17 protein-coding genes and 1 pseudogene are annotated in these 20,075 nt (G+C 68.9%); 8 read left to right on the forward strand and 10 right to left on the reverse strand.

The features are described from left to right. Nucleotides 1-32: 32 nt before the first annotated feature. Nucleotides 33-1,703, forward strand: a complete 1,671-nt coding sequence (locus tag GA0115254_RS31690; protein ID WP_093898712.1) for an LCP family protein — start codon at nt 33-35, stop codon at nt 1,701-1,703. Nucleotides 1,704-1,779: 76 nt separating this feature from the next. Here the strand turns inward: GA0115254_RS31690 and GA0115254_RS31695 are convergent, their stop codons facing one another. Then, nucleotides 1,780-2,793 carry a glycosyltransferase family 2 protein gene (locus GA0115254_RS31695; RefSeq protein ID WP_093898713.1) on the reverse strand — a complete coding sequence of 338 codons (1,014 nt, stop codon included), beginning with the start codon at nt 2,791-2,793 and terminating at the stop codon, nt 1,780-1,782. 277 nt (nt 2,794-3,070) lie between these two features. Between GA0115254_RS31695 and GA0115254_RS31700 the strand changes: the two genes are divergently transcribed. After that, a complete protein-coding gene (locus GA0115254_RS31700) occupies nt 3,071-4,438 on the forward strand; it encodes an LCP family protein (protein ID WP_093898714.1) in 1,368 nt (455 codons plus the stop codon). Between the two features lie 18 nt (nt 4,439-4,456). Here the strand turns inward: GA0115254_RS31700 and GA0115254_RS31705 are convergent. Beyond that, nucleotides 4,457-5,004, reverse strand: a pseudogene (locus tag GA0115254_RS31705) (acyl-CoA thioesterase). A gap of 119 nt (nt 5,005-5,123) precedes the next feature. Here GA0115254_RS31705 and GA0115254_RS31710 point away from each other — a divergent pair. Continuing rightward, nucleotides 5,124-6,428: an LCP family protein gene (locus GA0115254_RS31710; protein WP_093898715.1), complete on the forward strand. Its 1,305-nt coding sequence runs from the start codon at nt 5,124-5,126 to the stop codon at nt 6,426-6,428. A gap of 265 nt (nt 6,429-6,693) precedes the next feature. On the opposite strand, the gene GA0115254_RS31715 is transcribed toward GA0115254_RS31710, so the two are convergent. From GA0115254_RS31715 to GA0115254_RS31735, 5 genes are all read right to left on the reverse strand, one after another. Continuing rightward, nucleotides 6,694-9,702, reverse strand: a complete 3,009-nt coding sequence (locus GA0115254_RS31715) for a carboxypeptidase regulatory-like domain-containing protein (RefSeq protein WP_256102876.1) — start codon at nt 9,700-9,702, stop codon at nt 6,694-6,696. Nucleotides 9,703-9,999: 297 nt separating this feature from the next. Continuing rightward, complete coding sequence (locus GA0115254_RS31720) at nt 10,000-10,812, reverse strand: class I SAM-dependent methyltransferase (protein WP_093898717.1); 813 nt, start codon at nt 10,810-10,812, stop codon at nt 10,000-10,002. Next, nucleotides 10,809-11,285: a hypothetical protein gene (locus GA0115254_RS31725; RefSeq protein WP_093898718.1), complete on the reverse strand. Its 477-nt coding sequence runs from the start codon at nt 11,283-11,285 to the stop codon at nt 10,809-10,811. The genes GA0115254_RS31720 and GA0115254_RS31725 overlap by 4 nt, the downstream gene beginning before the upstream one ends. A 172-nt stretch (nt 11,286-11,457) precedes the next feature. Then, nucleotides 11,458-11,667: a DUF397 domain-containing protein gene (locus GA0115254_RS31730; RefSeq protein ID WP_093898719.1), complete on the reverse strand. Its 210-nt coding sequence runs from the start codon at nt 11,665-11,667 to the stop codon at nt 11,458-11,460. After that, nucleotides 11,664-12,542 carry a helix-turn-helix domain-containing protein gene (locus GA0115254_RS31735; protein WP_093898720.1) on the reverse strand — a complete coding sequence of 293 codons (879 nt, stop codon included), beginning with the start codon at nt 12,540-12,542 and terminating at the stop codon, nt 11,664-11,666. Before GA0115254_RS31735 ends, GA0115254_RS31730 begins: the two co-directional genes overlap by 4 nt. Before the next feature lie 394 nt (nt 12,543-12,936). Here GA0115254_RS31735 and GA0115254_RS31740 point away from each other — a divergent pair, with 394 nt between their 5' ends. After that, a complete protein-coding gene (locus GA0115254_RS31740) occupies nt 12,937-13,875 on the forward strand; it encodes a DNA-binding protein (protein ID WP_093898721.1) in 939 nt (312 codons plus the stop codon). A gap of 33 nt (nt 13,876-13,908) precedes the next feature. After that, nucleotides 13,909-14,793 carry an RpnC/YadD family protein gene (locus tag GA0115254_RS31745; RefSeq protein WP_093898722.1) on the forward strand — a complete coding sequence of 295 codons (885 nt, stop codon included), beginning with the start codon at nt 13,909-13,911 and terminating at the stop codon, nt 14,791-14,793. A gap of 128 nt (nt 14,794-14,921) precedes the next feature. Here the strand turns inward: GA0115254_RS31745 and GA0115254_RS31750 are convergent, their stop codons facing one another. Further along, nucleotides 14,922-15,287, reverse strand: coding sequence for a nuclear transport factor 2 family protein (locus GA0115254_RS31750; protein ID WP_093898723.1), 366 nt, complete (start codon nt 15,285-15,287; stop codon nt 14,922-14,924). A 345-nt stretch (nt 15,288-15,632) separates the two neighbouring features. Between GA0115254_RS31750 and GA0115254_RS31755 the strand changes: the two genes are divergently transcribed. Next, complete coding sequence (locus tag GA0115254_RS31755; RefSeq protein ID WP_370740974.1) at nt 15,633-16,175, forward strand: hypothetical protein; 543 nt, start codon at nt 15,633-15,635, stop codon at nt 16,173-16,175. Nucleotides 16,176-16,347: 172 nt separating this feature from the next. Here the strand turns inward: GA0115254_RS31755 and GA0115254_RS31760 are convergent, their stop codons facing one another. Further along, complete coding sequence (locus tag GA0115254_RS31760) at nt 16,348-17,505, reverse strand: acyl-CoA dehydrogenase (RefSeq protein WP_093898725.1); 1,158 nt, start codon at nt 17,503-17,505, stop codon at nt 16,348-16,350. Between the two features lie 199 nt (nt 17,506-17,704). Between GA0115254_RS31760 and GA0115254_RS31765 the strand changes: the two genes are divergently transcribed. Next, a complete protein-coding gene (locus GA0115254_RS31765; RefSeq protein WP_093898757.1) occupies nt 17,705-19,048 on the forward strand; it encodes a UDP-glucose dehydrogenase family protein in 1,344 nt (447 codons plus the stop codon). A 23-nt stretch (nt 19,049-19,071) separates the two neighbouring features. Here GA0115254_RS31765 and GA0115254_RS31770 read toward each other — a convergent pair whose 3' ends face one another. Continuing rightward, nucleotides 19,072-19,584: a CGNR zinc finger domain-containing protein gene (locus GA0115254_RS31770; RefSeq protein WP_093898726.1), complete on the reverse strand. Its 513-nt coding sequence runs from the start codon at nt 19,582-19,584 to the stop codon at nt 19,072-19,074. 95 nt (nt 19,585-19,679) lie between these two features. Between GA0115254_RS31770 and GA0115254_RS31775 the strand changes: the two genes are divergently transcribed. Then, nucleotides 19,680-20,039 (forward strand): VOC family protein, encoded by a 360-nt coding sequence (locus GA0115254_RS31775; RefSeq protein ID WP_093898727.1) that lies wholly within the window; start codon nt 19,680-19,682, stop codon nt 20,037-20,039. Nucleotides 20,040-20,075: the final 36 nt, after the last annotated feature.

The following is a 20,075-nucleotide window of genomic DNA, read 5'->3' on the forward strand; positions in this document are numbered from 1 at the left end:
GAACAACGAGTCTGAGCAGCAGGGGGGACCTGGTGGCACGGAGCAGTACGCCCGGAGAGGGGACGCGACCACGCGTCCGGCACGCCGGCCAACTCGGCTGGGACGACGGGCTCTACGAGGAGGAGCCGGAGAAGAGCGAGGACTCCGGCTCCGGGGAGCGGCAGGCCGCTTCCGGGGAGAGCGGTCACCGGCGCGGTGGCGGCAAGCGGCACGGCAAGAAGGGCAAACGCCGGGTGCTGCGCTGGGTCGCGTCGGTGACCGCGCTGCTCATAGTCGGCGGCGCCGGCGCCGGATACCTCTACTACGAGCACCTCAACAGCAATATCAAGAAGGCCGATCTGACCCTCGGCGACAAGAAGATGGCCGACCACAAGGCCAACGCCGCCGGTCAGACGCCGTTGAACATCCTGCTCCTCGGTTCGGACGCACGGGACAACCCGGAGAACCAGAAGCTCGGCGGGGCCAAGGACACCTTCGGGGCGCCGCCCCTGGCCGACGTGCAGATGCTGCTCCACGTCTCCGCCGACCGCAGCAACATGTCGGTGATCAGCATGCCGCGCGACACCATGCTGAAGATCCCGAAGTGCACCGACCCGAAGACGAAGCACGTCTACCCCGCGAGCACCGGTCTGACGATGACCAACGAGACGCTCGGCCGGGGCGGTCCCGGATGTTCCGTGGCCACCTGGTACGAACTCACCGGCATCACCATCGACCACTTCATGATGATCGACTTCTCCGGTGTGGTCTCGATGGCGGACGCGATCGGCGGCGTCCCGGTCTGTGTCAAGGGCAATGTCTACTCCCACAACAGCGAGGGCCACGGCTCCGGACTGAGGCTGGAGAAGGGCACCACGAAGATCAAGGGCAAGCAGGCTCTCCAGTGGCTGCGCACCCGCTACGGCTTCGAGGACGGCACCGACCTCGGCCGTACCCACGCCCAGCACATGTACATGAACTCGATGGTCCGTGAGCTGCGCAAGGGCACCAAGCTCACCGACCCGGGCAAGCTGATGGGTCTCGCCGAGGCGGCGACGGACGCGCTGACGGTCGACAAGGGCATCGACACGGTCAAGGATCTCTACGACCTCGCGGAGGACCTCAAGAGGGTCCCCACCAAGCGCATCACCATGACGACGATGCCGAACGTCTACGGGACGGGCACGCTCAAGGAGCGGGTGCTCCCCAAGCCCGGCGAAGCCGATCAGCTGTTCCAGATGGTCCGCGACGACATCCCGCTCGACGGCAAGGCGTCCAAGCGCAAGGCCCCGGCCGCCAAGAAGCCCACGGCGTCCCCCGCCGAGATCCCGGTGACCGTCCGCAACGGAACGCGCACCGACACCGACTACCCGGTCAAGGGCCGCGCCTCGGCGGTCAAGGAGCTGCTGGCCGGGAAGGGTTTCACCCAGGCCGCGATCGACACGCAGAACACCGAGGCGGCGAAGCGGACCGGGATCCTCTTCCCCACCGTGGACATGGAGGGCAACGCCCAGGCGGTCGCCAAGGCGCTCGGCATCCCGCTGTCGGCGGTGAAGAAGTCGCCCGACGTCTCGGGCATCACGCTGGCCGTGGGCGCCGACTGGCGCGAGGACGGTGACTATCACGCGCCCTCGGCCGAGGAGAAGACCCCGGAGAGCGCACGGGCGCTCAACGGCGACGACGAAACGGCCTGCATGGACATCCAGCCGGGCTTCGGCTTCTAGCTCCGGACCGGGCACAACGCACTGTGGGGGCCTTCCGGCACATCGGAAGACCCCCACAGCGCGTCGGCGGCTGTCCCTACACCGTGACGGCCGGGCGGCGGCTGGCGATGACCTTCTTCGCCAGCGAGCGCGGGCTGGTCAGGAAGCCGTACCCCCACGACATGTGCATGGTCGCGAGGGCCACCGGGATCTGCGCCCGCGCCTTCAGCGACAGGCCCTTGCCTGCCGGGACGGACCCGGCGACGATCGCCGCGGCGTACCCGGCGGGGACGACGAACGCCCACGGGGTGAGCGCCGCACCGACCACGATGCCCGCCGCGATCGCGCAGACGGCGGTGGGCGGCGCCAGGTAGCGCAGATTGATCGAGCCGGAGTGGTAGCGGGCGACTACGTGCCGCCAGCGGCCGTAGTCCTTGTACTGCTTGGCCAGCGCCTTGATGGAGGGCCGCGGCCGGTACTGCACCTTCAGCTCGGGCGAGAACCAGATCAGACCGCCCGCCTCGCGGATGCGGAAGTTCAGCTCCCAGTCCTGGGCGCGGATGAACTCCACGTTGTAGCCGTCCGCCTTCTCCAGGGCCTCACGGCGGAACACACCGAGATATACGGTCTCCGCGGGGCCTGCCTGGCCGCCGGTGTGGAAGGCCGCGTTGCCGACGCCGATCTTCGACGTCATGGCCGCGGCCACGGCGTCCTCCCAGGCGTTCTCGCCCTCGGCGTGCATGATGCCGCCGACGTTCTGCGCGCCGGTCTCCTCCAGGAGGCGGACGGCGGTCGCGATGTAGTTCGGCGAGAGCATGCCGTGACCGTCGACCCGCACGACTACGGGGTGGCGGGAGGCCTTGATCGCGGCGTTGAGTGCGGCGGGGGTGCGACCGGTCGGGTTCGGGACGGTGTGGACCCGGGGGTCCTCGCGTACCAGCTCCGCGGCGATCTCGTCCGTACGGTCCGCGGAGGGCCCCAGCGCGATCACCACCTCCATCTCACCTGCGTACTCCTGCTCCAGGATGTGCCGGACGGAGTTCCTGAGATGGCGTTCCTCATTGAGCACCGGCATGATCACGGAGACGGCGGGGTGCTGCGCGGCAGACATGGTGGTCCTCGGGTGGTCCTCGGGGGCGCCGGGGGTTCACACCCCACCAGGCGGCGTTATTCGGCCGCCACGTTACCGCGAATGGGGGACACCGGCGCGCGCCACCGGGTCGCTTCGCGGACCGCAGATCATATGGGCCTACTGTGCGAACGATCCCCCCTGCACCGCGGAGGTTCCCCCCGTGCCCACGCCGCACCCCTCCCCCCGTTCGCCGCGCTCCCGCCCGGTTCCGCCGCAGCGCAGGTCCAGAAAGCGGAACGGACGGCCGCGCTGGGGCATGCGGGTGGTGACCGGCATCTCCGTGCTGGTGCTCGGGGCCGGCGGCATCGGCCATGCGGTGGTGACCAGCCTGGAGACCGGGATCGACCGGATCGACCCGTTCAAGGACATGAAGAACCGGCCCCGGGCCGGCTATGGCACGAATCTGCTGCTCGTGGGCACCGACGGCCGCGACAAGATCACCCCGGAGGAGAAGAAGAAGTACCGGCTGGGCGGTGTGCCCTGCAACTGCACCGACACGGTCATGCTGGTGCATCTGTCGGCGGACAAGGAGCGCGCGAGCATCGTCTCGCTGCCGCGGGACAGCTATGCCGAGATCCCCGAGCACAAGGACCGGAGCACCGGCCGGATCCGCACCGCCCACCCGGTGAAGCTGAACGCCGCCTACGCCGAGGGCGGCCCCGGTCTGACCGTGCGGACCGTCGAGCACATGACCGGCATCAAGATCGACCATTACCTGGAGGTCGACTTCACCAGCTTCATGAAGACGGTGGACACCCTGGGCGGGGTGGAGATCTGCACGGCCCGGCCGCTGAAGGACTCGTACACCGGACTCGTTCTCCCCGCGGGCACCCATCATCTGGACGGCGGGCAGGCGCTCCAGTACGTGCGCTCCCGGCATATCGACGGGGCCGCCGACCTGGGCCGGATGCAGCGCCAGCAGAAGTTCCTCGCCTCGCTGATCAAGCAGGCGACCCGTAGCGGTGTGCTGCTCAATCCGGTGAAGTTCCAGGACGTCGCCTCGACGATGCTGAGGTCGGTCCGGGCCGACAAGGGGTTCGATACGGAGCAGATGCTGGAGCTCGGTCAGGCGATGCGCGGCTTCTCACCCGCCTCGTCCGAGTTCGCCTCCGTACCGCTGGGGAACGTCGCCCACCCGGTCAAGGGCGTCGGCATCACGGTCAAGTGGGACGAGCGGAAGTCGAAGAAGCTCTTCCAGGCGCTGCGCGACGACCGGCCGCTCGCCCCGGTGCGGACCGAGCAGCCGAAGGACGTGACGAAGGTCGGTGTCGACCCGCGGCAGGTCCGGGTCCAGGTCTACAACGGGACCTCGAAGGACGGGCTCGGCAAGACGGTCGACGACGCACTGCACGCCACCGGTTTCAACACCACGCGGGCCCCGCTGAACGGGAAGCCGCAGGATTTCAAGCGCACCCTGATCACCTACGACCCGCGCTGGGACCTGTCCGCGAAGTCCCTGGCCGTGGCGTTGCCCGGGGCCGAGCTGCGCGCGGTGCGGGGGCAGGGCCCCACGATGAAGGTGACGGCGGGCCCGGACTTCGAGAAGGTGCAGCGGGTGCGGGCCGAGGAGACGAGCCGGGGCGAGTTCGGCACGGTCACGGGCGACCAGGAGGTCTGCTCGTGACCGCGGGTACGCCGGGGCTCAGTCCTCGATGCCGTCCGCCACGCGCTTCTCGCGCAGTTCCTTGATCGCGCGGCGCCTGGCGAGGCGGTGGGTGCGCCGGATCTGCGCCTCCTGGTGGCGCCGCTTGTCGCGCTCCGTCTCCGGTATCACCGGCGGTACGGGGCGCGGCTTGCCGTCCGCGTCGACCGCGGCGAACACCAGATACGCGCTGCCGACCTGCTGGGCGGGGTGGATTCGTTCCACCGCTCGGCCATGACCCGGACGCCGACCTCCATCGAGGAGCGGCCCGTCCAGTTCACCTGGGCGCGGACGTGAACAAGGTCTCCCACGCGGACCGGCTCCAGGAAGACCATCTCGTCCATCGAGGCCGTCACCGCAGGTCCGCCGGAGTGCCGGCCGGCCACGGCGCCCGCCGCGTCGTCGACCAGTTTCATGATCACGCCACCGTGCACCGTGCCCAGCAGATTGGTGTCGTTGCCGGTCATGATGTGGCTGAGGGTGGTCCGGGAAGCGGCGGTCGGCTTGCCCGGAATATCGCCCTCCGGGCGCGGGGCCTGATCTGTCATACCGTCCACCTTATGCGGGGGCTTCCGCCCGGCAGCAATGCATCAGCTTCGCAACAGCCCTGATGCGATTTCCCGCACCCCCTGTAATAGCAGGGCGCCCGGCCTGCACACTGGACCGCATGAACGATTGGCCCGAGGGCTGGACCGACGACAACCGCAGCGGCAACCGCTACGGGCAGGGAAGCAACAGTGACCGGCCCGAGGGCGCCCGCGTGATGCCGCATGTCCAGCGGCGTCCCGCACCGCCGCAGCAGCGACCCGCGCCGCCCCGGCAGCGGCAGCCGGAGCCGCCGCAGTACGCCGGCGGCTACGACAACAACGCAGGGTACGACAGCGGTTACAACACGGGCCAGGTCTACGGAGACGGTGGCAACGGCGGCGGCCGGGGTGACGGCTACGGTGACGGCGGCCGGGGTGACGGCGGTTACGTCCAGGGGCGTCCGGCGCCCGACTGGCGCCGCCGAATAAAGATAGGCTCACTGTCCCTGGTCGTCGTGGTGCTCGCGGTCTCCATCGGCACCTACTTCTGGGCCGACTCCAAGCTCAAGCGCGAGGTGGACCTCTCCAAGGTCATCGAGCGGCCGAAGGGCGGCGACGGCACCAACTACCTGATCGTCGGTTCCGACAGCCGCGAAGGCATGACCGCCGAGGACAAGAAGAAGCTCCACACGGGCTCCGCCGAGGGCAAGCGGACCGACTCGATGATGATCCTGCACGACGGATCGAACGGGCCGACGCTGGTCTCCCTGCCGCGTGACTCGAACGTCGAGATCCCCTCGTACAAGGGCTCCGATTCCGGCAAGCTCTACCCGGCCCGCGGCCGCTTCACCAAGCTGAACGCCGCGTACGCCGAGGACGGGCCCGAACTCCTCGTCCGTACCGTCGAGTTCAACACCGGTCTGCACATCGACCACTACGTCGAGATCGGCTTCGGCGGCTTCGCCAAGATCGTGGACGCGATCGGCGGGGTGGAGCTGGACATCCCCAAGGCGTTCAAGGACAAGAACTCCGGCGCCGACTTCCAGGCCGGCAAGCAGACGCTGAACGGCGAGCAGTCACTCGCCTTCGTGCGGACCCGGTACGCGTTCGCGGGCAGCGACCTGGACCGTACGAAGAACCAGCAGAAGTTCCTCGCGGCGCTGGCGAGCCAGACCGCGACGCCGTCCACGATCCTCAACCCGTTCAAGTTGTACCCGACGATGGGCGCCGGCCTGGACACCCTGATCGTGGACAAGGACATGTCGCTCTGGAACCTGGGCAACATGTTCTTCGCGATGAAGGGCGTCACGGGCGGCGACGGCACGTCGATGAACATGCCGATCTCGGGCTCCACCGGCGGCAATCTGGTCTGGGACAAGGCCAAGGTCAAGCAGCTGGTGCAGCAGCTCAACAACGACGAGAAGGTCACCGTCTCCGGTAACTGACGGCAGGCTCACGTGGGGCCCGGATGGTTCGCCGTCCGGGCCCCACGTCATGCACGGCCGATGATGCGGGTTTCTGATGGTGATCAACCACGCACCCAGTGTGCCGATGCGGCTGGCGGGAGGTGGGGTGAATACGGGAAACCGATCATTGCGGCTGACGTGAGGACGACGCGCCCGGAAGCCTGTCCGTCGGCCGGGGCTGAGCGCGGCGCGCGGGCCGGCGCCGAGGGGCCGGCCCGCGCTGTCCCACTTCACGGGAACAGGGTCACGAGGCCTTCTTCAGCGTGAAGTTGCCGGTCGTCGTCTCCCCCTTCTTGAGCTTCACCGTGGTGACCACCGGCTGGTAGCCGTCCTTGGCCACAATCACGGTGACGGGGTTGTTGCGGGTGTCGAACCACAGGGCGAAGGTGCCGTCCTTGGCGGTCCGCAGCGTGTAGCTGTTCGCCCAGCTGTCGATCTGGACGGTCGCCCCGGCCAGTGGCGCGGTGCCGCCCTTGCCGTCGGCGCCCAGCACGGTGCCGGCGTACTTGCCCCAGTTCTTCGGCGGGCTGACGTGCATCTTCACGCCGACGTCGGCGACCGAGTACGGGGTGTCGGTCTGGGCGGTCAGCGCCGCGGTGTAGTCGCCGGGCTGGGTGACCTCGGGGACCGTGGCGTCCAGGGTGACGGTGATCGTGGTGCTCTCCCCGGGCTGGAGTGTCACCTTGTCCTTGCTCGTGGACAGCCAGCTGACGTCCGAGGACTCGCCGCCCTGGTCGTAGCCGGGCAGTACCTCGACGGTGGACACCGGCGGCGTCGAGCTGCCGCCGGGGTTGCCGCCGACCTTGTAGAAGCCGGAGGAAGCACCCACACGGTAGACGCTGGTGTTGGCGTTGGGCAGGGCGGTCCAGCTGCCGGTGCCCGGGTCGAAGGCGTAGCCCTGGTTGGTGATTTCGGCGCTGTTGTTGGTGACACCGCTGGAGACCAGCAGCTTGCCGTTGCCCACGCTGTACGCCGAACCCCACAGGTCGGCGGGCATGTCGGCGACGGACGACCAGCTGTCGGCGCCCGGGTCGTAGACGTAGGCGTGCTTGGTCGAACTGGTGCCGCTGTTGCCACCGGCGCAGTAGAGCTTGCCGTCGATGCCGCCGCAGGACTGCCAGGAGATCGGCTCCGGGTAGGAGGCGATCTGGGACCAGCTGTCCGACGACGGGTCGTAGACCGTGGCGTCCGTGGTGCCACAGCTGTCGGTGCAGCCGCCGACGACGTACAGCTTGCCGCCGAGCACCGCGCTGCCGGAACCGGCGTACGGCTTGGGCGAGGACGCCTTGGTGGACCAGCTGTTCGACGCCGGGTCGTAGACCTCCAGCTTGGCGTCGGGGTCGCCGTCGGCACCCCAGCCGCCGACCACGTACAGCTTGCCGCCGATGAAGCCGTGGGCCGGGATGCCCTCGCGCGGGTCGGCCGCGGAGGCCAGCTTGGTCCAGGAGCCACTGTCGGGGTCGTAGGCGTACAGCGCGTTGGTGTCCGCGCTGCCCGTGTAGCCGAAGGCGGAGTAGACCTTGCCGTCGTAGACGGCGACCGCGTTGTCCTGCACAGCGGTCGGCAGGTTGGCCACCGGCTGCCAGGCGTCACCGGCCGCGTTGGCCGCCGGAGCCGCATTCGAGGTCTTGCCCTTGCTCAGGGCCAGCGGGGAGTAGTTGCCCTTGACCAGGTTGAGCGGGGCGCCGCCCTTGACCTGCTGGGTGAAGCCGCCCGGCTGCTCGCCCAGGGTGAGGCTGGCAGGCGCACCGCCGGTGTTCTTCACCGTCAGGTCCTGGGTGGCCTGCTTGCCCCAGTCGACCGTCTTGTCGATCGAGCCGGGGGTGAACGCCAGCTTGCCGGCCTTCAGGTTGAAGCCCGCCTGGGTGGTGCTGTCCGGTGCCACGTTCACCGTCTTGGCCAGGTCGGCGTAGTGCGACTTGGAGGCGGTGTAGGTGTGGCTGCCGGTCTTGGAGGCGAACATCCAGTAGAAGCCGCCGCCGAGCGCCGGGTCGTCCGGGGTGGCCGCGGTGATGGCCCTGTCCTGCGAGGCGTCGGTGTTGACGACAGTGGCGCCGACGACGCCGTCGCCGGTGTTGGCATCCTTCACGGTACCGGCCACCAGACCACCGGTGACAGGCTCGTAGGTCCGCTTGCCCACGAACACGTTGTCGAGCTCCCACCAGTAGCCGTAGCTGCCCGTGAAGTGGAACCGCAGCTGCACCCCGGGCTTCCCGGCGTAGTCGGTCAGTGGCAGCTCGACATGGGCAGGGCCGGTCAGGGTGGTGGTGCGGTTCCAGATGTTGGTCCAGGTCGCACCGCCGTCAGTGCTGACGTCGATGTTGCCGGTCTGGTTGCTGAAGCTCTTGTAGTCGGTGTCGAACTCCAGTTGCGGGCTGTCGTTGCCGGTCAGGTCGAAGACCGGCGTGATCAGCGAGCTGTCCTGCTTTTTGCCGCTGCCGATCTTGTCACTGTCGACCATGGCGAAGGCGCCGGAACCACCAGTCTTGTTACCCCGCTTACCGAAGTCGTCGAAGGACCAGCCGCCGGTGGTGCCGTCGGCGTTGACCACGCTCCAGCCCTCGGGGGCGCCGGCGGTGGAGTCGAAGGGCTGGGTCGGGCCGGACCGCTTGACCTGGTATCCGGGCGCCGTGGCCGCCTCGGCGTCCACCGGGACCGCGACGTTCACGGTCTGCGCCGCGTCATCCACGGTCACCTGCTTGGTGACCGCCTCGTAGCCGGGGTACACGGAGGTGAAGCGCAGGGTGTAGTCGGCGCCCTGCGGCAGGTCGACGCTGTACGCGCCGGTGTACGGGTCGGTGAAGACCGGGGCGCCGGGCACGTCATCGATGGTGATCTTCGTATAGAGCGGCCAGCCGTGGCCGGAGCCGTCGGTCACCTTGCCGGTCACGGTCTGCCGGGCCACCGCGTCCAGCGCGAAGTCGGTTGTGACGGTTCCATCGTCGACGACGACGCCGTAGGCCTTCTTGGGCGCGTACCCGTAGGCGTACGCGGCCATTTTGTAGGTGCCAGGCGGCACCGTCAGGCTGTAGTGCCCCTGGGCGTCGGTGGTCGACCGGTAGATACCGGCTACGACGGAGGCGCCGGAAAGCGCCTTGCCGGAGCTGTCGGTGACGGCGCCGGAGATCTCGCCGTGCGAGCCGACTTGGAAGGCGGCGAGACCGCCACCGGGATGCGTCGCGGTGGCGACGGTGCCCGGAGCGGCTGCCTCGGCGCCGGTGGCAGCCTGGGCGACGGGTAAGCCCGCAGCCATGACTGCGACGGCTGCCGCGGTGAAGGCGGCCAGTCGCGCGGAGATCCTCCGCGCGGCCGGTCTGGAATGCCTCGAAGTGCGCAATGTGTGACTCCCATGCAGCTGAGCTGGGGTCGACCCGTGCGCTGGTTCTCGGTCGACAGCGAATGGATTCATTCGCCGGGACAACTAAACATTGTTGCCATGTTCTCGACAAGAAGGCCTTCGCGGCGGATACGTGACATGACATGACCTCGGCCATCCATGACGCGCCGTCACCTGTTGGTCACGCACCCGGGCGAGGTCACGCTTCTTCAGTCACTCCCTCGGCCTGCGCCCCTGGGCAAGAAGAGCCACATGCGGCAGCGCCAACCGGCCGCCGTCCGCAACGAATTCGGTGCACAGCGCGTCGTACTCCCTCCTGGCTGCGGCCACACCCGTCGGCCCCCGGCTGTTGACCAGCTGCCCGATCGCGCCCACCCCGGCGGCCGGCCCGGCCCACCACTCCTCGGCCCCGACCCGGTGGTCCCAGGTCAGCGTCTCGCTCCGTACGTCCCCGAGACCGGCCGACTCCAGGAGCGTGCCCAGCCCTTCCCGGGTGCGTGGAAAGTTGTGCTCGGGGTCGACGGTGGCCAGCCACTTCGGCCGGGTCAGCCCCGCCGCCTCGGCAGCCCGCCCGATCAAATCCTGACCGGGGGCGCCCGGCGCCTGCCAGATGGTGACGGCGATCCGGCCGCCGGGACGGGTGAGCCGGGTCAGCTCGGCCAGTGCGTCCAGCGGACGGCCGACGTGATTGAGCACGAAGTTCGCCACCACGGCGTCGAACCCGCCGACTTCGTGCAGTTGCGGAAGCGTCCCGCACCGGACATCGGCCCCGGGGGCGGCGCGCCGGGTCAGCTCCACCATTCCGGGATCGGCGTCCACGGCCCGTACGGCCGCACCGCGCGCGACGGCCGCCACCGTCACGGCGCCGCTGCCGCACCCCACGTCGAGCACCCGCGTTCCGGGCCCGACCCCGGCGGCATCCAGCAGCGCGGGCACGGCATGGGCGCAGAGTCGCGCGAAGGTCCGGGCATAGCTCTCGGCCCGCCCTTCCCAGATACGCCGCTCACTCACGTCGAACGCGGTCATCGCACGCCTCCCGCGGGCCCCTGCGGCTCTGTCTCGTCCAGGTCCTCGTACAGCGCGTCCAGAATCCGCCCCGTGGGCTCGCCCTGCGGCGACAGCTCGGCCAGGCACCAGCCGGGGAGCTTCTGCTCGACCTCGGGCGGAAGGTCGCCGTCGGCCGGGTCGGCCAGTCCGTAAAGAAGGCCGAACGCGGTCTCCTTCGCCACCTCGCGGGCTATCTCCCCCAGGTCGCCGGGGGTCAGACCGAGAGCCAGCGCCCGCTCGACGGCACCGCCCGCGAGTCCGTCCTTCCGGTAGGCCTCGACCCAGTCGGGGGCTGCCGTGCTCCACCCGTCGATGTCCTGCCAGACCATGCGCAGGAACCGGTAGCGGGCGAGCTGCGGAATGTTCTCCTCGGCCTCGGAGTCGGCCCAGCCCTCGGCGTCGTCGGCACCGAGCGCGGTGAACAGGTCGGTGAGTGCGGTGATGTCGGTCATGGAAGGGGAAGGTACGCCACGGCGCCCGCCGCATCGATCAGGCACGGTCCCCCGTCCCGCCGCTGCGCGCCGTGGGTGACGGTCCCTCATCCGCCCATCGCTGGACGGTCTTTCGTGGGTTCGCGCCCCGGTCCGGCACCAACCGGGCTCGGGGGCCCGAGTGCGTGCGGGATCAGTGCCCGGCGGCGTACGGGACGAAGCCCGCCCAAGCACCTGACGCGAAAGCGAGCCGGGGCCCCTGCAAGTTCTTGGAGTCGCGCACGAGCACCGCGCCTGGGGTGGTCGCGACCTCGATGCAGTCGTTGCCGTCGCCACTGCTGCTGTAGCTGCTCTTGAACCACTCCAGCTCGGAAGCGTCCCCGGCAGAGGGCTTGTTGATCATGTCTCTCCCAGAACTTGCTCGATGAAGGCCAGCGACTCCCGTGGCGTAAGAGCCTGGGCCCGGATCATCCCATAGCGCAACCCAAGGATCCTGAGCTGCTTCGGGTCGGAGACCGGGCGTCCGCTGAACGCGCCCTCGGAACGCCCCACCGCACTGCCGTCGGGGAACTTCAGCACCTCGATCAGTCCGCCCGTCCCAGGATGTTCCTCGCGGTTGGTCGGCATCACCTGGATAGCCACATTCCGCAACTGCCCTACTTCCAAGAGGCGTTCAAGTTGTCGGCGCAACACCATTGTGCCTCCGACCGGACGGCGAAGCGTCACCTCCTCCTGGACAAAACTCAGCGACGGGAGGGGATCTCGATCGAAGATGGATCGTCGGGCCATACGAGCGGCCACCACGCGGTCCATCTCGTCCAGCGTGTAGGCGGGCAGCCACGACGCAAACAGGGCACGCATGTGCTCCTCGGTCTGCAACAGGCCGTTGATGTTGTGGTGGTGATACGCCTCCAGCTCGACAACCTTGGCCTCCAGCTTCGCCAGATCCCGAACCTTCTTCGGGTAACGGACCTCCGCCACATCTCGCTTCATCGCCGCGAGCTTCCCGCCCGCGCCCAGCACCTCGTCCGCCTTGTCCAGGAACTCCGGCCGAGGGATGCGCCGCCCGCCCTCCACCTTGTAGACCAGGTCCTCGCCGTACCCGATCGCAGCCCCGAACTCGCCGGCCCGCAGCCCCGCCGACTCCCGCCAGGCCTTGATCTGGCGGCCCACCGCGGCGACCACCGCAACCCCTGACTCGTCGTCGGGATCGACATCCCAGCCGGGCTCGTCCGCTCCACCGTCCCCGTGCTCCGTACCGGTCCCATCCACGCTCATCCGTGCCCCACTTCCGACGTGCATGCCGTTCTTGGCTCAACCCCTGGTGTCCCCAGCACGTCACCCCGGACAGCCGGGACAGCACTGGACAATCAACTCGGCCTCGTACCGTGACCGCTTCACCGGGTCGCGGAGGCCCACGACCCGGTGAACCACGTCGCCGCGCCCCACGACACATAAAGCTTTGAAGAACCTGGGGAAATCACCCTCCCCACCCAAACCCGGCCCCACCCCGCCCCTGTCACTCGCGCGGGTGACATAGGGCAACTGGGCTGGATTTCATACGGGTTGGCTGGCATATGCTCGCCGCGACAACTGCAGACATGCGACGGCCCCCGACGAGATTGCAGTCTCGGCCGAGGGCCTGACCACCGAGGAAGTACGGAGCTTCCCGATGGGTACCCCGCAGATTACCGCGCCCCCGTGCGCCCTGTCCCCCGCACCCGGGGACGCCACACCGTCATCCGGTGTCATCCACATCAACGTCCGGCACGTTGCAGGCTTCACCGTCATCGGCAACCATCTCGCCCAGCACCGCGGACTCTCCCTCGCGGCGATCGGGCTCGCCGCCCACATCCAGTCGCTGCCCGCCGAAGCCAAGATCGGCATCAAGCACCTCGCCGAACGCTTCCCCGAGAGCGAGACCCGCATCGCCGCCGCCCTGCGTGAGCTCGAAGCCCACGGCTACCTCCACCGCAGCCGCGTACGCCTCGCCGACGGCCGCATCGTCACCCGCACCGTCTCGTACAACCAGCCGGGCGCAACCCGTCAGCCCCGGACGGTTCCCAGCGAGCCGGCCCCGCTGCCCACACCACCGCCACGCGTAACCGCTCCCGAGCCGCGCCCCGCACCACCCCCGGCACTCACGCCACCGCCGCAGCCCGTCCCCGTACCGGCCCCCACCGCGCGCACAACGCCGCCTCCGCCGCTCCCCCAGCCGCAGGAGCTCACGCCGGAGCTTCAGCGCATGGCCACCGCACTCCTCGCCGACCTGCGCCGCCACACACCCCAACTCACCCTCGCCGAGAACGACATCCACATCCTCACCCCCGGCGTCGCCACCTGGCTCGAACGCGACGCCCACCCCGACACCATCCGCCACGCCCTCACCACCGACCTCCCGAACCTCCTGAAGCACCCAGCCAAGCTTCTGCGCCACCGGATCACGGCGCTCCTGCCACCGCTGCTGCCGGGAGCCCAGGACCTCGCACCCGCACGCCCTGGCGTCATCGTCATCCCGCTCCAGAACTGCGGCAGATGCGACCGCGCCTTCCGCGCCGCCGACCCCGGAAACTGCCGCGACTGCCGCACCGAACTGCACACAGCCGCCTGACCGGATCATCACCCACAACCCGAACGGACCTGCATGGTCAGCTCGCCCCACGAGGCAATGCACCGCATCTTCCAGGAGTACCCCGGCCTCTTCTCCCGCGTCTCCGAGGTGCTCGGAGTCGACATCCCACCACCCACCTCAGCCACCGCGCTGCCCACCGACCTCACCGAAGCCCGTCCCGTCGAACGCCGAGTGGACACCCTCCTGCGCATCGAAACAGCGCACGACGGGCCCTTCCTCCTCGCCATCGAAGCCCAGGGCAAGAAGGACCCACGCAAGACCGTCAGCTGGCCTTACTACGTCAGCTATCTCCACAACAGATACGGGCTGCCCATCCTGTTGCTGGTCGTCTGCCAGGACCACGCCACCGCCGAATGGGCTGCACGCCCCATCTCCATCGGCCTCCGCCAGTGGCAGACGTTCGCCCTTTATCCCCTCGTCGCGGGCCCGCACAACATGCCTGTCATCACCGATGTGGCCGAAGCCCGCAAGGACCTCGCACTCACCACCCTGGCCGCCATCACACACGCCGACAATCCGGACGTCGGTGCCATACTGAAAACCCTGTCCACCGCACTGCGGGACACACCGGAAGCAATCGCCGACCCCATCATCGAACTCACCGCACAAGGCCTGGGCAACCGCCCGGCCGCACAACAGTGGAGGAATCTGGTGGCCGTGGACCTCTCTTTCTACAAGTCGCCCCTCTCGGAAGAACTCCGGGACGAAGGCCGAGCCGAAGGTCGAGCCGAAGGTCGAGCCGAGGGACTCCTGCTCATCCTCGACGTGCGCGGTATCGCCATCACCGACGAGACCCGCGAGAAGATCACCGGCTGCGACGACCCTCAGCTCCTGCACCAGTGGCTCAACCGCGCCGCCACCGCCGCCTCCGCCGAGGAAGTCTTCGCCGAGGAGTAGCCCCGCCCCAGTGGCTCACGGTGACTGCGCCCCTCCTGCCCGCATGCCCGCATGCCGTTCACGGCTCCCCGCACGTCCGAGGGCCGGAGCAGGACGCGGGCCGCGGTGCGTCGGGGCCGTCACCGGACCTAGCTCGTCAAAGTGCCCTGGTGGAAGTACATGCGCCAGCCCGCTTCCGTCAGACGCCACACGGAGCTCCGCCATGCTCGGCGCCCGCTGTGGTCGGCGAAGTACGTCAGATGAACGATGCCGGGAGCGAGTACGGCCCCCGACATATCGCTGACCTCGACCGGAGCTTCGGGGGCCACCGAACCGTCACTCGTCACCGTGAGAATCGACGTCGCGTCCCAGCGCCGCCCCGACGCTCCGATCTCGAGGAACTCCGGGTCCAGGAGCTCCGAGACCAGGGCCGACGAAGCACGCACGGCAGGGTCGAGAAGCCGCATCTCCGCTTCAATGGCCGCTTGAACGGCCCGCTCACTCTCGTCAGTCATGCACGAACCCTACGGACGTCCCTCGTCATGTCACAGCGAATAGTTCACGCAACGCCAGCAGCGACACCGGCGATGACGTCGTCTCCCGTCAACATTCATGGGTGGGTTGATCACCAACTGCCTCTACTGTCCGTCGCCAATGAATCCAGCCCGCTTGTCACTGAACCCAGTCGTCGGCAGAACTCGGCAAGCACGGAAGGACTTTGCTGCGCACATCGTCTCGAAGTCTGACGGTCGGTCCGCCTTGCGACGCGGTCACGCAGGCCAGGCGTCAGCCCAGCGGACCAACCGGATCAGGCGCAGAGGCTGATGGAAGGCGATGGGCGGGGCGGCAGGATGAGTCGCATGAGCACTCCGGACGCCGCCACGGCCGCAAACTCCGTTGCACCGCCGCCCCGTTGGGCAATTTGGGCCGCACATCTGACCACCTTGGCCGTACTGCCGAGCGGGCTATGGCGGATCGCCCTGGTGCTCGGCTGTCCGGCCGGCTACCTGGACGAGCGCTTCGCGGACTTCGAGACGCTCGGCGCGAAGGTCTGGATGCTGACGCTGAGCGTGGTCTGCGAGCTTCTCGCCTTCCTGACAATCGGTCTGGTGCGCCCCTGGGGCGAAGTCGTGCCGCGCTGGATACCGCTGATCGGAGGACGCGCCGTGCGCCCGATGGCCGCCGTCGTCCCAGCCACCCTCGGCGCAGTGGCACTGACCGTGATGTGGGCCAATGTTCCCTGGTGGTGGACCTACCCGCACGATGACATGACGGGCACCGGCAACCTCGTGGTCGGCATCCTCTACCAACCGCTGGTCCTGTGGGGCCCTCTGCTCGCCGCCGTCACCGTCTCCTACTACCGCCGTCACCGCTCCCCGCGCAGCCGGGTCATGGCGTCTTGAAGCAGTGCCCTGTTGGAGAACCTTGCCCCCCGTGTCGGTCGACTGGGTTTGATGACAAACGGGACCTGCTGTCTGCGGCCCGGCTGATTCATCTCGCGCAGTGTCTTGGCTGCCTACACGCGTCTGACCCCCGGTGTGCTACCGGGGGCCAGACGCGTATGGGCAATAACCGCTACGGCAGGTTCCTCGCCATGACGATCCGCTGCACCTGATTCGTGCCTTCGTAAATCTGCGTGATCTTCGCGTCGCGCATCATCCGCTCCACCGGGTAGTCCCGCGTGTAGCCGTAGCCGCCGAGCAGCTGGACCGCGTCCGTGGTGATCTCCATCGCGACGTCGGAGGCGAAGCACTTGGCCGCGGCGCCGAAGAAGGTGAGGTCGCTGTCGAGGCGCTCGGACTTGGCGGCGGCCGAGTAGGTGAGCTGGCGGGCCGCCTCCAGCTTCATGGCCATGTCGGCGAGCATGAACTGGACGCCCTGGAAGTCGCCGATCGGCTTGCCGAACTGCTTGCGCTCCTGGACGTAGCCCTTGGCGTAGTCGAGGGCGCCCTGGGCGATACCGAGGGCCTGGGCCGCGATCGTGATGCGGGTGTGGTCCAGGGTCTTCATCGCGGTGGCGAAGCCGGTGCCCTCCTCGCCGATGATGCGGTCGGCGGGGATACGGACGTTGTCGAAGTAGACCTCGCGGGTCGGGGAGCCCTTGATGCCGAGCTTCTTCTCCGGGGCACCGAAGGAGACGCCCTCGTCCGCCTTCTCGACGACGAAGGCGGAGATGCCCTTGGAGCGCTTGGTCGGGTCGGTGACGGCCATGACCGTGTAGTACTCGGAGACGCCCGCGTTGGTGATCCAGCGCTTCACACCGTTGAGCACCCAGAAGTCGCCGTCACGCACGGCCCTGGTCTTCATGCCCGCCGCGTCGGAACCCGCGTCGGGCTCGGAAAGGCAGTACGAGAACAAGCCGTCGCCCTTGGCGAGCGGACCCAGGTACTTCTTCTTCAGGTCCTCGGAGCCGGAGAGGACCACGGGGAGCGAGCCGAGCTTGTTCACGGCCGGGATGAGGGAGGAGGAGGCGCAGACACGGGCCACCTCCTCGATCACGATGACCGTGGCGAGGGCGTCGGCGCCCGCGCCGCCGTACTCCTCGGGTACGTGCACCGCGTGCAGGTCCGCGGCAGTCAGGGCGTCCAGCGCCTCCTGCGGGAAGCGCGCGTCCTCGTCGACCGCTGCCGCGTACGGGGCGATCTTCGCCTCGGCGAGCGCGCGCACCGTCTCGCGGAGCATCTCGTGCTCCTCGGCCGGACGGTACAGGTCGAAATCGGTCGAACCCGCCAAGGCGCTCACTCCCCAAAGATGCTAACTACCGTTAAGTAACCCGATTTTAGAGCGCCGCTCCCGCGATGGCCTATGCAATGCGTGCGTGAGCTTCGCGACAGGGGTGGGAGAAGCTGCGCAGGCAGCCGGAAACCGGGCCTCCAGAGGCACGACTATGCTCGTTCACCGCACGTCTGTCCGCATCTCCCAGGAGCACTACATGGCCCTCAGGATCACTGTGATCGGCACCGGCTATCTCGGCGCCACCCACGCCGCGGCCATGGCGGAACTGGGCTTCGAAGTGCTCGGCCTCGATGTCGTGCCCGAGAAGATCGAGATGCTGAGCACCGGCAAGGTCCCGATGTACGAGCCGGGCCTCGAAGAGCTGCTCCGCAAGCATGTGGAGGGCATCGAGGGAGCCACCGGACGGCTGCGGTTCACCACCTCGTGGGAAGAGGTGGCGGCCTTCGGCGATGTGCACTTCGTCTGCGTGAACACTCCGCAGAAGCACGGCGAGTACGCCTGCGACATGAGCTACGTCGACAGCGCCTTCGAGTCGCTGGCACCGCATCTGACCCGGCCCGCCCTGGTGGTCGGGAAGTCGACCGTGCCGGTGGGTTCGGCGGCCCGGCTCGCGGCGCGGCTGGCAGAGCTGGCGCCGGCGGGTACGGAAGCGGAGCTGGCCTGGAACCCGGAGTTCCTGCGCGAGGGCTTCGCCGTGAAGGACACCCTGCACCCGGACCGGATCGTCGTCGGCGTGGCGAGCGAGCGGGCCGAGAAGTCGCTGCGCGAGGTGTACGCGGTGCCGGTCGCCGAGGGGTCGCCGTTCGTGGTGACGGACTTCCCGACCGCCGAGCTGGTGAAGACGGCGGCCAATTCCTTCCTGGCCACGAAGATCTCGTTCATCAACGCCATGGCGGAGGTCTGCGAGGCCGCCGACGGCGATGTGAAGAAGCTGGCCGAGGCGATCGGGCACGACGAGCGGATCGGGTCCAAGTTCCTGCGGGCCGGGATCGGCTTCGGCGGCGGCTGTCTGCCGAAGGACATCCGGGCCTTCATGGCACGCGCCGGTGAGCTGGGCGCGGACCAGGCACTGACCTTCCTCCGCGAGGTCGACTCGATCAATATGCGGCGCCGCGGCCACATGGTGGAGCTGGCCCGCGAGGCCGTGGGCGGCGATTCGTTCCTCGGCAAGCGGGTCGCGGTCCTGGGTGCGACGTTCAAGCCGGACTCGGACGACGTACGGGACTCGCCGGCGCTGAACGTGGCCGGTCAGATCCATCTGCAGGGCGGCCAGGTCACAGTCTTCGACCCGAAGGGCATGGACAACGCCCGGCGGCTCTTCCCGACCCTCGGTTACGCGGACTCGGCGCTGGAGGCGGTGCGCGGCGCGGATGTGGTGCTGCATCTGACGGAGTGGCGCGAGTTCCGCGAGCTGGACCCGGCGGCGCTCGGCGAGGTCGCGTCCCGCCGGATAATCCTGGACGGCCGCAACGCGCTCGACAGCGAGCAGTGGCGCGAGGCCGGCTGGACGTACCGGGCCATGGGGCGCCCGAAGGCCTGACACATCCGGTCTTCGGACCGGTCTCAGCCGCGCTTCGCGCGGTAGGTGCGCATCTTGGCGCGGGCGCCGCACACCGACATGGAGCACCAGCGGCGGCGCCCCGCCGGGCTGCGATCGTAATAGGCCCATTGGCAGTCCTCGGCCTCGCACGCCTTGAGCCGGGCCCAGGTGCCGTCGGCCGCCGCGGTGGCGATGGCCGCCGCGACACGGGCGGTCAGACCGGCCGGTTCGGCGGCGGGCCGCAGTGAGGCGGCGCCCGCCGCGTCCACGGTGACGCGCAGGGGCGCTTCGGCGAGGAGCCGGTCGAGCGGGGGTGCCGCGGAGCCGTCCGGCGGACGGTGGCCGGCATGGGCGAGGCAGGCGGTGCGGAGCGCCTCACGCAGAACGCGGGCGTCCGGGACGTCCGGCTCGGTGAGAGAGAAGGCGGCGCGCCCGTCCGCCGTATCGAGAGTGTCCGCACCGGTCTCGATGTCCAGTGTGTTGACCAGGGCCTCGATCAGCGCGAGTCCACCGGGCGCGGAATCCTTCTCATTCATGGTTGCGACGTTACCTCCAGTGCGGCAGCATGCAGTAACGGTTACCTGTTGGGACGCCTTAGGGGTAACCATCCCTGCCTGAAGGAGGAAGTGTCATGACTGTCGCCACTCTGGGTGCCGTCGTTCTGGACTGCCCCGACCCCGTTGCGCTCGCCGGGTTCTACGCCGGGCTGCTCGGCGGAAAGGTCGAGGACCACGAGGGCTGGGTGGAGCTGACCGGTGGCACGGCCGTGCCGCTCGCGTTCCAGGCCGCGCCCGGTTTCGTACCGCCGCGGTGGCCGCGCCCGGACGGCTCGCAGCAGTTCCATCTGGATCTGACCGTGCCGGATCTGGACGCGGCGGAGCGGGAGGTGCTTGCGCTGGGTGCGGCCGTGCTGGATGCGGAGGACCGGGAGCGGAGTTTCCGGGTGTACGCGGATCCTGCGGGGCACCCGTTCTGTCTGTGTGCGGGTTAGAAAACGTGCGGGGCACCCCTGGGGGTGCCCCGCACG

The organism is Streptomyces sp. Ncost-T10-10d, assembly GCF_900091955.1.
Taxonomy (GTDB): domain Bacteria; phylum Actinomycetota; class Actinomycetes; order Streptomycetales; family Streptomycetaceae; genus Streptomyces.

Bases quoted from the DNA above. Each gene is read 5' to 3' on its own strand.
- GA0115254_RS31755 (WP_370740974.1), top strand. From the start codon at position 15,633: ATGAGCACTCCGGACGCCGCCACGGCCGCAAACTCCGTTGCACCGCCG.
- GA0115254_RS31720 (WP_093898717.1), bottom strand. From the start codon at position 10,812: ATGACCGCGTTCGACGTGAGTGAGCGGCGTATCTGGGAAGGGCGGGCC.
- GA0115254_RS31745 (WP_093898722.1), top strand. From the start codon at position 13,909: ATGGTCAGCTCGCCCCACGAGGCAATGCACCGCATCTTCCAGGAGTAC.
- GA0115254_RS31715 (WP_256102876.1), bottom strand. From the start codon at position 9,702: ATGGCTGCGGGCTTACCCGTCGCCCAGGCTGCCACCGGCGCCGAGGCA.
- GA0115254_RS31730 (WP_093898719.1), bottom strand. From the start codon at position 11,667: ATGATCAACAAGCCCTCTGCCGGGGACGCTTCCGAGCTGGAGTGGTTC.
- GA0115254_RS31740 (WP_093898721.1), top strand. From the start codon at position 12,937: ATGGGTACCCCGCAGATTACCGCGCCCCCGTGCGCCCTGTCCCCCGCA.
- GA0115254_RS31725 (WP_093898718.1), bottom strand. From the start codon at position 11,285: ATGACCGACATCACCGCACTCACCGACCTGTTCACCGCGCTCGGTGCC.
- GA0115254_RS31695 (WP_093898713.1), bottom strand. From the start codon at position 2,793: ATGTCTGCCGCGCAGCACCCCGCCGTCTCCGTGATCATGCCGGTGCTC.
- GA0115254_RS31700 (WP_093898714.1), top strand. From the start codon at position 3,071: ATGCGGGTGGTGACCGGCATCTCCGTGCTGGTGCTCGGGGCCGGCGGC.
- GA0115254_RS31750 (WP_093898723.1), bottom strand. From the start codon at position 15,287: ATGACTGACGAGAGTGAGCGGGCCGTTCAAGCGGCCATTGAAGCGGAG.
- GA0115254_RS31770 (WP_093898726.1), bottom strand. From the start codon at position 19,584: ATGAATGAGAAGGATTCCGCGCCCGGTGGACTCGCGCTGATCGAGGCC.
- GA0115254_RS31765 (WP_093898757.1), top strand. From the start codon at position 17,705: ATGGCCCTCAGGATCACTGTGATCGGCACCGGCTATCTCGGCGCCACC.
- GA0115254_RS31775 (WP_093898727.1), top strand. From the start codon at position 19,680: ATGACTGTCGCCACTCTGGGTGCCGTCGTTCTGGACTGCCCCGACCCC.
- GA0115254_RS31735 (WP_093898720.1), bottom strand. From the start codon at position 12,542: ATGAGCGTGGATGGGACCGGTACGGAGCACGGGGACGGTGGAGCGGAC.
- GA0115254_RS31710 (WP_093898715.1), top strand. From the start codon at position 5,124: ATGAACGATTGGCCCGAGGGCTGGACCGACGACAACCGCAGCGGCAAC.